The sequence below is a fragment of the Eilatimonas milleporae genome (genome assembly GCF_003688555.1).
Classification (GTDB): Bacteria; Pseudomonadota; Alphaproteobacteria; order Sphingomonadales; family Kordiimonadaceae; genus Eilatimonas; species Eilatimonas milleporae.
On sequence record NZ_REFR01000009.1, the window covers coordinates 783,932 to 797,939 of the forward strand.

The 14,008-nt window shown below is 66.9% G+C and carries 16 protein-coding genes and 1 pseudogene; all 17 read right to left on the reverse strand.

Features of this window, described 5'->3' with window-relative positions:
• Positions 1-339: 339 nt before the first annotated feature.
• Positions 340-711, reverse strand: coding sequence for a hypothetical protein (locus BXY39_RS04200; RefSeq protein ID WP_147453463.1), 372 nt, complete (start codon positions 709-711; stop codon positions 340-342).
• 64 nt (positions 712-775) lie between these two features.
• Positions 776-1,456 carry a hypothetical protein gene (locus BXY39_RS04205; protein WP_121937548.1) on the reverse strand — a complete coding sequence of 227 codons (681 nt, stop codon included), beginning with the start codon at positions 1,454-1,456 and terminating at the stop codon, positions 776-778.
• Between the two features lie 330 nt (positions 1,457-1,786).
• Positions 1,787-2,098, reverse strand: coding sequence for a hypothetical protein (locus BXY39_RS04210; RefSeq protein ID WP_121937549.1), 312 nt, complete (start codon positions 2,096-2,098; stop codon positions 1,787-1,789).
• 291 nt (positions 2,099-2,389) lie between these two features.
• Positions 2,390-2,677, reverse strand: coding sequence for a gas vesicle protein GvpK (locus tag BXY39_RS04215; protein ID WP_121937736.1), 288 nt, complete (start codon positions 2,675-2,677; stop codon positions 2,390-2,392).
• 88 nt (positions 2,678-2,765) lie between these two features.
• Positions 2,766-3,623 (reverse strand): GvpL/GvpF family gas vesicle protein, encoded by an 858-nt coding sequence (locus BXY39_RS04220; RefSeq protein WP_121937550.1) that lies wholly within the window; start codon positions 3,621-3,623, stop codon positions 2,766-2,768.
• The gene (locus tag BXY39_RS04225; RefSeq protein WP_211332077.1) at positions 3,598-3,879 is read right to left on the reverse strand and encodes a gas vesicle protein; all 282 of its coding nucleotides are present in this window, start codon (positions 3,877-3,879) and stop codon (positions 3,598-3,600) included. The genes BXY39_RS04220 and BXY39_RS04225 overlap by 26 nt, the downstream gene beginning before the upstream one ends.
• A 134-nt stretch (positions 3,880-4,013) precedes the next feature.
• The gene (locus BXY39_RS04230) at positions 4,014-5,375 is read right to left on the reverse strand and encodes a GvpL/GvpF family gas vesicle protein (protein WP_121937551.1); all 1,362 of its coding nucleotides are present in this window, start codon (positions 5,373-5,375) and stop codon (positions 4,014-4,016) included.
• Entirely contained in the window at positions 5,372-7,609 is a 2,238-nt protein-coding gene (locus BXY39_RS04235; RefSeq protein ID WP_121937552.1) for a CDC48 family AAA ATPase, read from the reverse strand. The genes BXY39_RS04230 and BXY39_RS04235 overlap by 4 nt, the downstream gene beginning before the upstream one ends.
• A 251-nt stretch (positions 7,610-7,860) precedes the next feature.
• Positions 7,861-8,136, reverse strand: a pseudogene (gvpJ, locus tag BXY39_RS19980) (gas vesicle protein GvpJ); the annotation flags it as partial.
• Between the two features lie 156 nt (positions 8,137-8,292).
• Positions 8,293-8,844 (reverse strand): gas vesicle protein GvpO, encoded by a 552-nt coding sequence (gene gvpO, locus BXY39_RS04245; protein ID WP_121937554.1) that lies wholly within the window; start codon positions 8,842-8,844, stop codon positions 8,293-8,295.
• A gap of 18 nt (positions 8,845-8,862) precedes the next feature.
• Positions 8,863-9,099, reverse strand: a complete 237-nt coding sequence (locus BXY39_RS04250; RefSeq protein WP_121937555.1) for a gas vesicle protein GvpG — start codon at positions 9,097-9,099, stop codon at positions 8,863-8,865.
• 102 nt (positions 9,100-9,201) lie between these two features.
• Complete coding sequence (locus BXY39_RS04255) at positions 9,202-10,005, reverse strand: GvpL/GvpF family gas vesicle protein (RefSeq protein WP_121937556.1); 804 nt, start codon at positions 10,003-10,005, stop codon at positions 9,202-9,204.
• Positions 10,006-10,074: 69 nt separating this feature from the next.
• Positions 10,075-10,737 carry an Hsp20/alpha crystallin family protein gene (locus BXY39_RS04260; RefSeq protein ID WP_147453464.1) on the reverse strand — a complete coding sequence of 221 codons (663 nt, stop codon included), beginning with the start codon at positions 10,735-10,737 and terminating at the stop codon, positions 10,075-10,077.
• Between the two features lie 49 nt (positions 10,738-10,786).
• On the reverse strand, positions 10,787-11,182 hold the full coding sequence (locus tag BXY39_RS04265; RefSeq protein ID WP_121937558.1) for a hypothetical protein: 396 nt from the start codon (positions 11,180-11,182) through the stop codon (positions 10,787-10,789).
• The gene (gene gvpN, locus BXY39_RS04270) at positions 11,182-12,567 is read right to left on the reverse strand and encodes a gas vesicle protein GvpN (RefSeq protein WP_170163615.1); all 1,386 of its coding nucleotides are present in this window, start codon (positions 12,565-12,567) and stop codon (positions 11,182-11,184) included. The genes BXY39_RS04265 and gvpN overlap by 1 nt, the downstream gene beginning before the upstream one ends.
• Positions 12,568-12,715: 148 nt before the next feature.
• Positions 12,716-13,486 carry a hypothetical protein gene (locus BXY39_RS04275; RefSeq protein WP_147453465.1) on the reverse strand — a complete coding sequence of 257 codons (771 nt, stop codon included), beginning with the start codon at positions 13,484-13,486 and terminating at the stop codon, positions 12,716-12,718.
• Positions 13,487-13,667: 181 nt separating this feature from the next.
• Complete coding sequence (gene gvpA, locus BXY39_RS04280; protein WP_121937738.1) at positions 13,668-13,922, reverse strand: gas vesicle structural protein GvpA; 255 nt, start codon at positions 13,920-13,922, stop codon at positions 13,668-13,670.
• Positions 13,923-14,008 lie beyond the last annotated feature (86 nt).

Genomic DNA, 14,008 nt, shown 5'->3' on the forward strand with positions numbered 1-14,008 from the left:
CGGGGATATATGTGTCAAAAATAAGAACAGTCCCATGAAAAATTCATGTATCCTGAAAATGTATTTGATTAATAAAAGGTCACTGGCAAGAAATCATCTGCGGCAAAAAACTATTCACAAAATAATTGATTGAATTAATATGAATGAATTATGACATTTATTGCAGTGCACACTGAAAAGGCGCCGCCAACCCGCTCGATACATCCATCCGGTTATCCCGAAATCTGCCTGAACCAAAGGGCCCGGCCACCGAAAAACCGGGCAGCCGGGCGGAAACGTCCCAAAACCGGGTAAGCGCCCGGCCCCAAATACCCAGAAGGAATACTCAGGCAGGCACCCTCACGGCCGGAAGATACCCTTCAACTGGTTGAAGGCATAAGGCGCGAACAGGGCCGAACCCGACAGGAAATAGACCCCCAGTTCGTCCAGATCCTTCAGGTCCGCGCTTTTGCCGAAAAACAGCGTGAACAGCACCCAGTACCCGGTGCCGACGAAAAACGCCGTCAGCCCGAAGGCGCCGATCGCCGCCGCCGTGCGGCTGAAACTGTTCTTGCCCGGCGCCCCGTCCGTGCCCTGCTCCGACAGCAGTCGGACATGGCCGCCATCGTCGGTGGTTTTCCGCACCAGCCGCAGGCCCATGGCCAGAATGCTCGTCACCATTGCCAGGACAAAGAAAAAGACCGCGTATTTCACCACAACTTCAAAGGTCATCATATCCTCCATGTCTGCGTGAGCCGGCGCGCCGGACCCGACCGGCGGCGAGCCTGTGGATATTTCAGGATGTCACGGTAAAACCCAGAACAATCTCGCCATTGGTCGCCGGCGTGGCGTTGACCAGGGCCATGACGGCATCGGACGGGCCGTCCTCATAAACGATGACCGACCGCCGGTCCCGCCGACGCCCGGAATACAGTTTGATCAGCGCCTTTTTCACATCGCCGTTGATCTCCAGCGGCACGGTCAGCGACCCGCCGTCCCGCACCACATCGCCGTCCATCACCACGGTCGCCGTGCCGATGGGGTCCTCCCAGTCCTCGCGCACGTCGAACACCTTGCCGACGACCGTTTTCGCCAGCGCCCCGCCGATGCCGCCGATCCCCCCGGTCACCGTCCCGAACACCGCACCGAGCAGACTGGTGAACAGATCCGCCAGGCCGGACAGCTTTTCCTGTTTCAGCACCGTGATCTTCAGCACCGATGCCCCCTCCAGCGTGGTCTTGAACAAACGCCGGTTCAGGTGTTTCAGCGTGTCCCCGCCGGCATCGCCGCGAATGTCCTTGGACACACCGTCGGCCACATCCTCAACCGCAAAGGCCGCCTGCACCACATCCGCCTGAAAATTCGGGTCGTCCCATTCCAGGGCAATCATCAGATCCTCGGTTTTCCCACGTTCCGACCGGGCATTGCCGTTTTTCTCCACCCGCACGGAATCAAGAAAGACCTCCACTTTTTGCATTGTATCGTTCCCCTTTGATGGGCCCCGGTTTTATGGGGCATCGGGTCATCGGCCATCCGGCCCCTGCCCAAATGCGAATCTCCGATACGCACCATAACGTGCATATATACCATCCGGGCGTGACGCTTGTCACACCCGGCGGACAATAAAATAATGACACCCGTCACACAGGGGCGGGCCCGCCATGGCGCCAAAGGCGGATCAGGCGGGCCGGGTTCAGGCGGGCCGGGTACAGGCGGGCCAGGTACAAGCGGACATGGTGATATCGGGATATCGATCAGGATCGGCCAAGAAGCGGCCCAGAATCGACCAAGAAGCGACCAGCGCGGCTCAGGCCGCCTGAAAACGCTCCAGCACCGCGCGGGCGTCGCTGTCGCTGCCCGCCAGCAGCGTCTCCCACCACTCGGGGCGGATGACCGCCGGGTCATAATGGACGGTCAGGGTAAAGGTCAGCGGGCTCACCTCGACTTTTTTCACCCCGGCAATGGTGTCGAACACCTGATTGTCCGGCGCTTTCTGCGCCTGCCGCAGGACGGAAATCGCCGCCATTTTATAGCGCAGTCTGACCCGGCCCTGTTTGTGGCGGGAAATGCGCAGATGGGGACGCAGTTTCATGACAAGATCGGTGTCGATGGCCGGCATGCTGTTCTCCAGGCAAAATGAAAGGGGCGCGTGAAAACGCGTGCCCCCACTATCCGCACTGCCGGCCCGCTTGACCATTTGGGGCGGCACACGGGGCCTCGCCCGGAAGACCACTCAAAAAAGGAAACCCGCCAAAGGGAAACGGCCAAAAAGAAACAGGGGCGAACAGGAAACCGGACAGGCGGCCCAGAAGGCCCAGACGGCCCAGGCAGTCCAGGCAGCCGCGTGGCGCCCACGGCGTGCCGCCTGCCCAACACGCCCAGATCGGCCCGCCTGATCTGTCAGGTCGTCTTATCTGTCCAGATCGTCCACCGGCCCCAGATCCAGGCGCAGGTCCGCGTCGCTCAGGCCGAAGGTCGCCTTCAACGCGTCCATGCGGCTGTCCAGACGCATCAGGGTCTCGCCCAGACGCTCAATGGTGGCATCGTCCAGGCCGCCGGCCTCGACCCGGCGGATCGCCTGACGCTCCATCAGCTGGCGGATCAGCTCCACCAGGCTGAGGACCAGCCGCGCCAGCCCGCGCTCCACCGACGCGGGGTCCACCGCGATCCGCGACGGCAGGCCGCCGGACGGGGACATCCCCCTGTCCGGAATAGCGGCCTCAAGGGCATCCGGGTCCAGCGTGTCCAGATCGCGCACACCGTCCGGCACGGACAGGATTTTGTCGTCAAACATCCCGGATGTCATACCCACCCCCTTCGCAAGACACGCCCCCTCCGAAAGATCCCCCTTCCTCCAGAAGATCGTCGGCGACAAAGGAATAGGGCGGCCACGGACCGAAGGCGCACACCAGCGGTGCGCGCGCGCTCACACAGCCTGCCATATCGGCCCTTCCGTCAGCCGTATGGGGGCCGGCATCGCCCTTGGTCGCGGCGGCCACCGTCCGGGCAAAGGCCGCTATGGACTCTCGCGGCACCAGATAGGACAGGCGCAGCCTGCCCCCCTGTCCGGATAGGCCGTCACCGCCCGCCGGCAGGCGCCGGCTGGCCCGCGACAGCCCGTCCAGCCGGGCACGCAGGTCGGCGGTCGCCGCCGCCAGCCCGTCCAGATGCGCGGTCCGCGCCGCGTCGCGGCGGCACAGCCGCTCAAGATAGGCCCGCCCGCCGCCCTGCTTTTCCCGGCCACGCGTGGTATCGCCCGCGCCATCATGATCATCCGGCGCGGGCGGCCCGCCGGCGGCGACCACCAGCGCCACTTCGGCGCAGCCCGCCACCCTGTCCAGATTGTCCGTCACCGCCGCCGCCCCGCGCCGGACCGTGGCCGCCACCGCCGCCGCATCGGCCACCGTCACGCCGAAACGAAACGGCAGCACCGGCCCGGATGCCATCAGCCCGGCGATCACCGCGTCATGCCGGCGTACCGCATCGGCCCCGACGTCGACACCGGGCCCAAAGCCGGACATGTGGTCGTGGCAGGCGAAGACCAGCTCCAAATTCCCCGCCCGCATCGTCTCGACGTCCAGCAGCGCACCACCCGAGACCGCGCCAACTGAAACCGCCTTACGGATCGCGTACAGATACGCCATCGCCTTCCTTCCCCTGCAAGCCCTGCCTCTCCTGGAACCCGTCCCGGCCGAACAGGACCTCCGCCCGGTCGGACGAGGCCAGCACCGCCTTCAACCCCACATACAAAAGGTCCACATCCGCCAGCGAAATGGTGATATCCCCGCGCACCACCACCCCCTTGGTCAGTGCCCGGTCCAGCAATTCCGCCAGTGCCAGACGCTGAACGGGGCCCGGAATCGTCTCGGGAATCGTCTCGGGGGTCGTCTCGGGTGTCACCTTGGGGGTCGGCTGGTGTGGCGGTTCCGAACCCGGTCCGGAGATTGGCCCAGGGACCGGTCCAGGAATCGAATTGGGCGGGGGGCGCCCAGCCCCATCCGTCCCAACCCCATCCGCCATGCCCGTTATGTCCGTCATACGGACCCCTCACCAGTATTCGGGCCAGTATTCGGACCAGCGTTCGGGCTGACGTCCGGCTTGGCATCGATGGTGGCGAAACTGTAGGGCGGCAGCGGCCCGATGATGTCGAAATGCAGCCCCGCCTGGCCGTACCGCCGGGCCAGCGCCGCGACCGCGCCGTGAAAGGCGCCTTCGGCCTGCCGCGTCACCAGATAGGCCGCGTTCAGGATCATCTCCTCACCGCGCCCGTGCAGGTCCGGCGGCTGCACCGGCTGGATCGCGGCGTCCCGCGCCGCCTCGGCGACTGCCCGGTGGATCGCCCCGGCATGCGCGCCCGCCGCCTTGTCGGCGGTCTCCCGCGCCATCTCGTCCAGCTTGCGTTTCAGGAAAAAGGCCGTGCCCGGACTGGCCGCCCGCACCCGTTTGCCCAGCGCCGCCAGATGCGGCGCGGTGGCCAGCGTGTGCCGGGTCAGGACAGCGCGGTCCGCGAACAGTTTGACCCCCCATTCCCGCGCCCCGTCAAGGGTCGCCAGCGCGGCCTGTAAATCGGCGCGGCGCGCATCCAGCGCGCGCAGCACCGCCGCGTCCCCGGAAAACAGGCTACAGAATTTGAACGGCAGCAGCGCCGCCCCCGCGACCGCCATCCGCTCCGTCACCGCCATCAGCACCCGGTGATGATCCAGCACCCGCGCCCGCGCCCAGTCGCTGTCTTTCAGACGGTCCGGCAGCGCGCCCGCGCCGAACACCGCCGCCGGCACGCCGCTGACCACCGCGCCAAGGCCGTCGCCGGCGATCAGACGCACCCGCCCCCCTCCCACGATCTGACCATCACCTCTTTGGCCATCGCCACCTTGGCAATCACCAGTCAGGATATCCGGCCCGTTCAGCATATCCACACCGGGCGCGGCGCCCGCGCGGTCCGTGTCCGTCCTCACGACCCCGTACACATAGACCAGCGTGTCTTCGCCGGACACAGCGCCGTCACCGACGCTCGCGCCCGCGCCGGAAGACCGGCGTTTGCCTGGGTGCGGGGCCTGGGCAGCGCCTGCATGCGTGGTCCCCCTGACGGCGCCGCGCATCTCGGCCGCCGGCTTCTTGCCGGACGGCCCGGCGGCCTTGCGCGATGGCGTCACCCGTTTGCCACCCCCTTTGCCGCCCCGTTTCCGTTTGACCGGCTGTTTCTTGGCCGAGCCCCTGTCCCCGCCCGTTTTGCCCTGAACGGTCCTGTCATGAACGGTCCTGTCAGTATCCGTCTTGTCAGGCTCCGCGCCCGCCTTGCCGCCCGCCCCCCTCTTGCGGGTGTGCGTCCCTGTCCCCCCAGGACTCAAAGGGTTGTTCAAAGGTTTGCTCAAAGGGTTTTTCAAAGGGCCGCTCATGCCATGGCCTCCCGGTGCGTGGCCGTCAGCGCGGCGTCGAAATCGGCCACCGTCACCAGGGCCGGACCGGCGGCGTCGGGCTCCAGCCGGCGGCGGATCGCCGCCATGGCCGCGTTGCGGCACAGCGCCGCCAGCGCCGCGCCCGACCAGTCCGTGGTTTTCGCCGCCAGCATCGACAGCGACACATCGCCCGCCAGCGGCATTTTCTTGGTGTGAATGGCCAGGATGGCGGCGCGCTGGACGTCGTCCGGCAGCGGCAGTTCAATGACGGAATCAAACCGTCCGGGCCGGATCAGCGCCGGGTCCAGCCGGTCCACCCGGTTGGTGGCGGCGATGACGGCAATGTCCTGCAACTGGTCCATACCGTCCAGCGCCACCAGAAACTCCGCCACCAGCCGTTCCGACACCGGGTCCTCGCCCGACCCCCGGCGCGGCGCCAGCGCGTCGATCTCGTCAATGAAAATCACACACGGGCGCGTCTGTTTCGCCTTGCGGAATACCTCGCGCACCGCGCGCTCGGACTCGCCCACCCACATGCTGACCAGTTGCGGCCCCTGCACGGCGATGAAATTGGCCTCGCACTCCCCGGCCAGCGCCCGCGCCAGCAGGGTCTTGCCCCGTCCGGGGCCGCCGTGCATCAGGATGCCGCGCGGCGGCCGCACCCCCATGCGGGCGAACAGGGGCCCGTGCGTCAGCGGCAGGACCGCCGCCTCATGCAGGGCGCGCTTGACATCCTCCAACCCGCCCACATCGCTCCACCGCGTCTCGGAAATCTCGGCCGCGATTTCCCGCAGCGCCGACGGCGACACCTCGCCTATGGCGTCCTCGAAATCGGCCCATTCCACCCGCAGCGCGCTCAGCGTCTCCACGGGCAGAAACCCGGCGTCCAGATCGATATCGGGGATCAGCCGCCGCACGGCGGACATGGCCGCCTCGCGGCACAGCGCCGCCAGGTCGGCGCCGACGAAACCGTGCGTCAGGCCGGCCAGATGGTCCAGCGTCACGCCCGGCCCCAGCGGCATGCCCCGGCTGTGCACCTCCAGGATTTCCCGCCGGCCGTCGCGGTCGGGCACGCCGATTTCCGCCTCCCGGTCGAAGCGGCCGGGCCGGCGCAGGGCCGGGTCCAGATTGTCCGGAATATTGGTCGCGGCGGCGACAATCACCTGCCCGCGACTGTTCAGCCCGTCCATCAGGGCCAGCAACTGCGCCACCACCCGCCGTTCCATCTGCCGGTCATTGTTGATCTGCGTGCGGTTGGGCGCGATGGCGTCGATCTCGTCGATAAAGATGAACGCCGGCGCCTTCGCCTGGGCCTCGTCGAAAATCTGCCGCAGATGCGCCTCGCTCGCCCCATACGCCTTGTCGATGATCTCAGGCCCGTTGACATGGATGAAATGGACACTGGCCTCATGGGCGACGGCGCGGGCGATCAGCGTCTTGCCCGTACCCGGCGGGCCGTACAACAGCACCCCCTTGGGCGGGTCGATGCCCAGATGCTCGAACACCTCCGGATGCTTCAGCGGCAGTTCGATAATCTCGCGCACCCGCCGCACTTCCTTGTGCAGCCCGCCGATATCCTCGTACGTCACGGCGCTGCGCGCCTTGGCCGTGCCCTCACAGCGCACCTGCGTCGCCGTGTCGAAAATCACCTGCCCCGGCGGGTCGGTGCGCTGCACCACGAAGGTGTGCGGCTGCGGCCCGAACGGCGTCACCCGCACACAATTGCCCCGCTGGACCGGAATGCCGTCCAGCAGGCGGCTCAGATAACGCGGCGGCAGACTGCGGCCCGGCGCGTCCACCGGCGCCAGGATCACCGACCGCGCCCGGCGGGTGATGACCCGCCGCACCGTGACATGCTGGTCCAGCCCGGTGCGCGCGTTCGCCCGCAAAATCCCGTCCATCTGGATCAGTTTCTGGCCGCGCTGCTTGGCATGGGCGGGCAGCACCCGGCACAGCGCGCCGCGCTTGCCCGTCACCTCGATCACATCGCCGGTCTCCAGGCCCAGCGCGCGCATGTCGCCCGGATCCAGACGGGCAATGCCGCGCCCGGTGTCCTTGGCGACCGCCTCGGCCACCTTCAGGCTACCGTCCTTCAGAACCGTGTCCGTGGGGCCGGCCTCCTTGGCGCCGATGTCCTTGAAACCGGCATCGCGCGCTCGCCCGTCTTCGAGCAGCGGTGTACCAGACGCGCTATCGGGGGCGCTGCCAGATACGCTATCAGGGGCAATGGTCATGCTGATGTATCCTCTTCTGGTCTGACCTCTTGCGGCCTGACCCCTTCCGGTCTCGCCGCTTGCGGTCTGGTCATGTCAGGAATGCTGTCTTCGGGGGCCGCGTCGAAAGCGGGGGCGCCCAATTCCGAAACAGAGCCGGCAACAGGGCCAGGAACAAAGCCGGGAACAAAGCCGCCGACAGGCTCGCCGCCGGCATCGGCAGGCGGCAGCGCCCCAAGGGGGCCGGCCCCCGCCTCCATCGCACCCGCCTGCTGTTCCAGCCGCTCGATCCGCTCCCGCAGGTCGCGGTTCTCCGCCTCCATCTGGTCCATCGGGCGCGCGCCGGTGCTCAGCGCCGGGTCGTTTTCCCACCAGTTGATGCCGATTTCGCGCGCCCGGTCGACGGACGCGATCACCAGTCGCACCTTGATGGTCAGCAGCTCGATCTCGACCAGCGACACGGTGATGTCGCCGGCAATCACGATGCCCCGGTCCAGAACCCGTTCCAGAATATCGGCCAGGCTGCTCGCGCCGGTCGCTGACTGCATGATCCCGTCCTTTTTCCCAATGCCTGATGGACTCAATGGCCTGATGGATCCAGTGACCTGATGGATCCGGTGTCCGATGTGTTCAGTGTCTGCCGTATCCGGGGCACCGGTGTGCCCGGCCGTACCGCGCGGGGTCACCCCGTTCGCGGGGCCGGTCTATTCACTGACCTGCCCGCGCAGAAACCGCCTCAGCCGCTTGTAGGTGACCAGTTCGCCCTCGGCGTCGAGGATGGCCTCATAGGTGGCCAGCACATCGCTTGTCGTCGGCACCCGGCGCAATTCCACCATGTTCACATAGGCCCGCCAGCCGCCCTCGAACTCCTCCATGCCGGAAATGGTCGCCACATCCAGGCCGGTGATGTCCTGCAATTGCCGCTTGGCCTTCTGCGCCGCCTGCACCACAGTCAGCGCCGGTTTGGCCGGCTCGGGTTCAGGCGCGGGGTCCGGCATGGGCGCGGGGTCCGGCGCGGCCTGTGGAGCCGCCTGTGGCGCTACCGGCGCGGAGGCCGCCTGGGGCTCGGGAACCATTTGGGGCTCAGGAACCATTTGGGCTTCCGGGACCGTTTGGGCGACGGGCTGCACCGGATGGACCGGGGGTGCGTTCACCGGCGCGGCCTGTCCCGCACTTTCGCCCAGTCCCGCACTCCCACTCTGGGCCATGCCTCCGTTTTGTCCCATTCCACCTTGCGGCGTCTCGGTTTCACTCATGTCTTGCTATCCTTCCTGTCAGCTTTCGCGAATGGCTTTCAGTCTTTCCAGAAGCAGGGTTTCGCCTTCTTCCAGCTCTTCTTCCGTGATCTTCCCCAGGTCATAGGCAAGCTGAAGGTCCTCCATCTCCTGCTGGATTTTCTTCGGATCGAAGACTTCCGCCTCGACCTTCTCGGCCAGTTTTCCGGCCACCCAGGTAAACCCCTTGACCGGCCCCTTGACCGGCGCGGTCAGCAATGTTTTCAACAGGCCCATGATCGGTGCGTCCTCGTATCCGTCCCCCTCATGCCCCGCCCCGGCAGCAGACCCGAAACAGAGCCCACTCCCGGAACAGACTCAGAGACCGGACAGCCGGGCTCAGGCATCCGGCGTCAGGCTCAGATCGACGAAATTGTAGGGCGCCGTCGGGCCCACCAGCTTGAACAGCAGGCGGTTCTCGTTTTCCGCGTCCAGGGCCGCGACCAGCTCTTCCAGCGCGTCGCTCTTGTCCCGGTCCAACAGCAGCGACACATTCAGGATCATCTGCTCGCCAAGGGCATCCTGCTGCTTGACGCGGTAGGCCAGCGGGCTGATTTTCGCCAGCAGTTCCGTGGCCTCGCGCGCCCGCTTCTCGGACACCTCCGCCTCCAGCAGTTCGCCCAGCTTGACCCGCTCGTAATAGGTCTCGTCCGGCGACCGTCCGACCAGGCGGTCGCGCAGCTGGGCAATGTCCTGCCGCACCGACAGGATTTCGGAATACAGCACCCCTTCCATCCAGAAGGCCTTCAGCCCCATCTCGATACGCCCCTCCAGCTCGCCCAGCAGGCCGCGGATCGTCGCCGCCTGCGGTTTGAGAAGGGTGTCGTTGACGGCCTCGACCGTCGGCGCGACGCTGCCGAACCGGATCGGCACGATGGTATGGTCGGCCATGACCGTCTCAAGCACCCGCATATGGGCGGTCAGGTTGCGGCGGGTGCTGTCATACTCCGCCTCGGGCGAACTGCTGACCACGGCCGACAGGCCGTCGAACGGCAGGGTATAGACCGCGTCGCCCTTGCCGCCGATCCCGTCGACGTCAAAGGTGCGCGTCTCCTCGCCGTCAATCACACAGTAAAGATACTGGGCCTCTCCGGCCGCCGGCGTCCCGGCGGGGGTGCCGTTTTTCAAAGGGTGGGCAGTCATCTTTCAAAATCTCCTCTGTGCGGGCCGGTGGTCTCGGCCCATGTGGTCATGCGCTGTCACTGCGGCGCGCTAAAGGTTCCGGTCACCATCCGGGGCAGTGGTTGCCGGCCCGGATGCCTGTGCCGGTGTGGCGTCGCCCTCATCGTCGGGCGTCGGCGCGTCCGGCGCGCTTTTGCTCAGCCGCACTTCCAGCATGCCGTTCTTGCAGCTTGTCTCCATCGGGTCGGGCACGATGGTCGCGGGCAGGCTGAAATGACGGCGGAAGCCGCGCGCCCCTTGCGTCGTCAGCGTCAGGCCCCGGCCGTCCGCGTCCACATCGATGGCGATATCCTCCAGGCCGCAGCCCGGCACCTCCGCCGCGACGACGATTTCCTCGCCCTCGTCGAAAATATCCACCAGCGGCGAGCGGATCTGCGTGTCCGCATCGCCCCCACCGATAGCTTCGCCGGCCTCTCCTCTGGCATCTCCGCTGGCGGCGGCCGCCGCCGCGCAGGTGCGCACCCTCAGGCTGGCCTCCAAGCCCCCGGGCGTGTCGGACCGGTCGCCGGCAAAGGGGGTAAAAGGCACCTGCACACTGCGCGACACTTCGGTGGTGCCGTGTTCCAGCGCCTTGCCGATCATGTCGGCCAGCATGGTCAACCCGTCCACAAGGGCCCCCGGCTGGCTGCTGTTGGCTGAAACCGGCCCCACGGACGGGCGCGGGCGCGGCGGCGGCATACTGCTTTTGGGCATGGCTTTCGTCTCCTTTTCCTGAAAATGCGGTTTCTGCGACGGGCGGCCGTCAGCGGCTGCGGCCCCGCCGGGGCGGCCCGGCGGGCGGCGGTCCGCCCGCACCGCGCCCGGCATGGCCAGATCCCGGCGTGGATGCGCCAATATCAGACCTCTGCGTGGATGCGCCTGAAACAGGGCCCGGCGCGGGCGCCTGCTTCGGCACCATGGCAATGCCGGTCACGGCATGGATGGCGTCGATCTGCGCCTCCAGCCGGTGCAGACGGGCCAGCGTTGCCTGCTGCTGTTCGACCCAGACGCGGTTCAGCCGTTCCAGCAGCAGCTTCTGGTGGTTCAGCCGCGCCAGCTTTGCAATCAGGCGGCTGCGGTTCTTGGCCTGTAACGGGTCGGCGCGTTCGCTCGGTGTGACGATGCTGTGCACGCCGCGGGCTTTTGAATAATCGCTCATCATGTCCTCCTGATCGCTGCAATCTCCGGTGCGGGCGCCGGCGCCGCCTGGGCGGCGGCGGGGCCGCCCGCCTCAAGGCCGAAACCACCCTGAGGACCCGGCGCCATGGCGGGCGCTGGCCCGGCCGGTAACCCGGACTGTGGTCCAGACTGTGGTGCGGATGCCGGGGAACCATCGATCTGGGAACCATCAGACCGCACACCCGGCGGCGCGGTGGGCGAAACCGGCGGGACCGATGGGTCGCGCGGCCCAGACGAGTTGGTGGACACGGGCGGATCGGTGGGCATGGGAAGGCCGGGGGACCCAGATCCGGAATTGGGCCCGGAAACGCTCACAGGCGCGGACGGGGCGCCGTCCAGCACCGGCCGGGGGCCGCTGTTGAAATGGTGGCGGGCCAGGGCGGTCAGAAAATCGCGCCGCATATCCTTCAGCACCGGGTTGCCGTCACCGCCGCACTTGGCCTCCAGCACGTCCAGACAGATCCGGCCCAGCATGGGGTTGTCCATGCTCAGGTCCAGCCCGCCGGCATGGATGATCTTGGCGATCATGATCGACGCCCGCATCGTCGGCGCGTGGTCATACGCGCCCGAGGCGCGGTAATCGCGGATGAAATCGACGATCCGTTCCACCAGCGCGCGCGGGGCGCCGGACCGCGATGCGGTGATGTCGATTTCCGCCTCTCGGTCCTGATGGCCCAGATCGATGGTGATCATCCGGTCCGCCAGGGCATCCTGAACGACATGGGTGCCGGCATATTCCGTCGGATTGCTGGTCAGGATCAGGGAAAAGCGGGGGCTGACCTTCAGATATTCCTCCGGCTTGCCGCCATGGGCCGGCAGCACCAGCACCCGTTCCTCAAGCACGCTCAGGAAAATATTGTTCGCCTCTGCGGGCGAGCGGTTGAACTCGTCATACAGAAAGGTATGACCCTCGCGGCAGGCCACCGTCAGCCGGTGGTCCTGCCAGCCCTGCACCACATTTTCCTCCACCCGGCTGACCGAGGCGACGAAATTGTCCACCACCCGCTTGGTCTGATAGCCGGACTTGGCACCGACCAGATCCGCCGTCTTCAAATTCTTGTCGCCGATCACCATCGCGATCGGCCGCTGTATCGACTTGGCCACATGCATGGCGATCGATGTCTTGCCGCACCCGGCCGGCCCGCGCAGATGCACCGGAATCCCCGCGCGCAGATAGGCCCGCATACGGTCCGCCAGGTCGCGGATGCGGGCGCTTTCCACAAACCCGCTCTTGGGCTCAAGCCCCACCCCCTGGGATTGGCCCTGAGAGGTGGCCTGAGAGGCGGCCTGGGGGGCGGCCTGGGGGTTGGCCTGGGGATTGGCCTGGGGGCTGTGATGCGCCGGCACCGGACTGGACGTGTTCATACTGCTCTCTCTTGAAAGTCGGGGGTCTCGGCGCATCTCGGGTACGCGCCCTGTCGGGGGCGCCGCTGCCATGCCCATCCTGCCTGCCATGCCAATGCTGCCTGCCGTGTCATGCGGCGACCTGCCCGCCCTGGGCGGGTCCTGCCTCTCAGGTGGCCGCTCGCGTGACCCCGCCGGTGGTTCCCTTGGCGGTCTTGCCGGCAGCATCGCCCTTCAGGGGGACATCGCCAGCCAAGGGGACATCGCCAGCCAGAGGGGCCAGCGCCTCCACCGGCGCTTCCAAAGGGTCCGCCATGGTGATGGGGGCGGGCGGCACGGGGCGGGCCGTGCGCCGGCCGCGAATGGCCCGCCATGTGGCGCGCTGGCGCGCCCGCTCGGCACGGTAGGCATCCAGCACGGCCGCCGTGCTGTCGCGCAGGGACGCCCGGTAGGCGCCAAGCCGGCCGCTCATATGCTGCAAACGGTCCAGCCGGGCCTGACTGAAATGGTCCAGCATGCGGCGGGTCTCGCTGCGGCGCCTGGCCGTCTCCTCGGCAATGCCGCTATAGGTCTCGGCAAGCCGTCGCCGGCGCTCGCTCGCCAGGTCGGCTGTCTGCGCCTTCAGGCTCTCCAGCGTGTGCCGCACCTGGGCGCGCAGGCGCTCCACATCCTCGTTCAAATTCATCAACTGGGCGCGCATCTCGTCACGGATGCGCAGACGGACGAACCGGCGCTTGCCATACACGTCTTTCAGGTCCCGGCGGATGCCGGCCATCTGCGCCCGGGACTGGGCACGCAGGGCGTCGACGGCGGCCCGGCGGGCGGTGGCCTCGGCCGCGCGCAGCATGGTGTCCATATCGCGCTGCTCTGCCGCCTGGCTGATTTCGGTTTTCAGATCGTGCGGGTCTGTGACGCTGGACATTTCTCTGGGACTGGGCATCGCCCTCGGCTCCTTGCACTCGGATCAAACGAACGGGGGTGAAACGGGCAACTCCGGCTCGGCCGGGACCGCGCGGCTCGCCGTGCCCGGCCCCGGCCTGACGGCGGGGTGGACGCGAAACCGGCTCCGGGGCAGGACGCCGGGCGGGGGGCCCGGCCGCCACGCGGTCCCTGCGGCGGGCTCAGAGATACGCCGGTTCGGGGCTGGCGCCGACGCCCACCGCAACCGCTTCCGACGCATTGGACGTCAGGCCGATGGCCTCGGCATATTTCAGATAGGTATCGACCCCGGCGACAACGACGCGCGCCTCAATGGCAAGCAGCTCGATCCCCACCAGCGAAACCCGGGCCCAGGCGTCCACCACAATGCCCTTGTCAAGGATGCGGTCAATCACCTCGGCGAGGCTGTTCGAGGCTGCGGATTTTTCAATGGCCATGTTTTTCTCCTTGGTGCTCATCAATGAGCCGGTTTGTTCAAATAACACCCACAGAAAAACACAAAATTTCTCGATGATAAATTTAG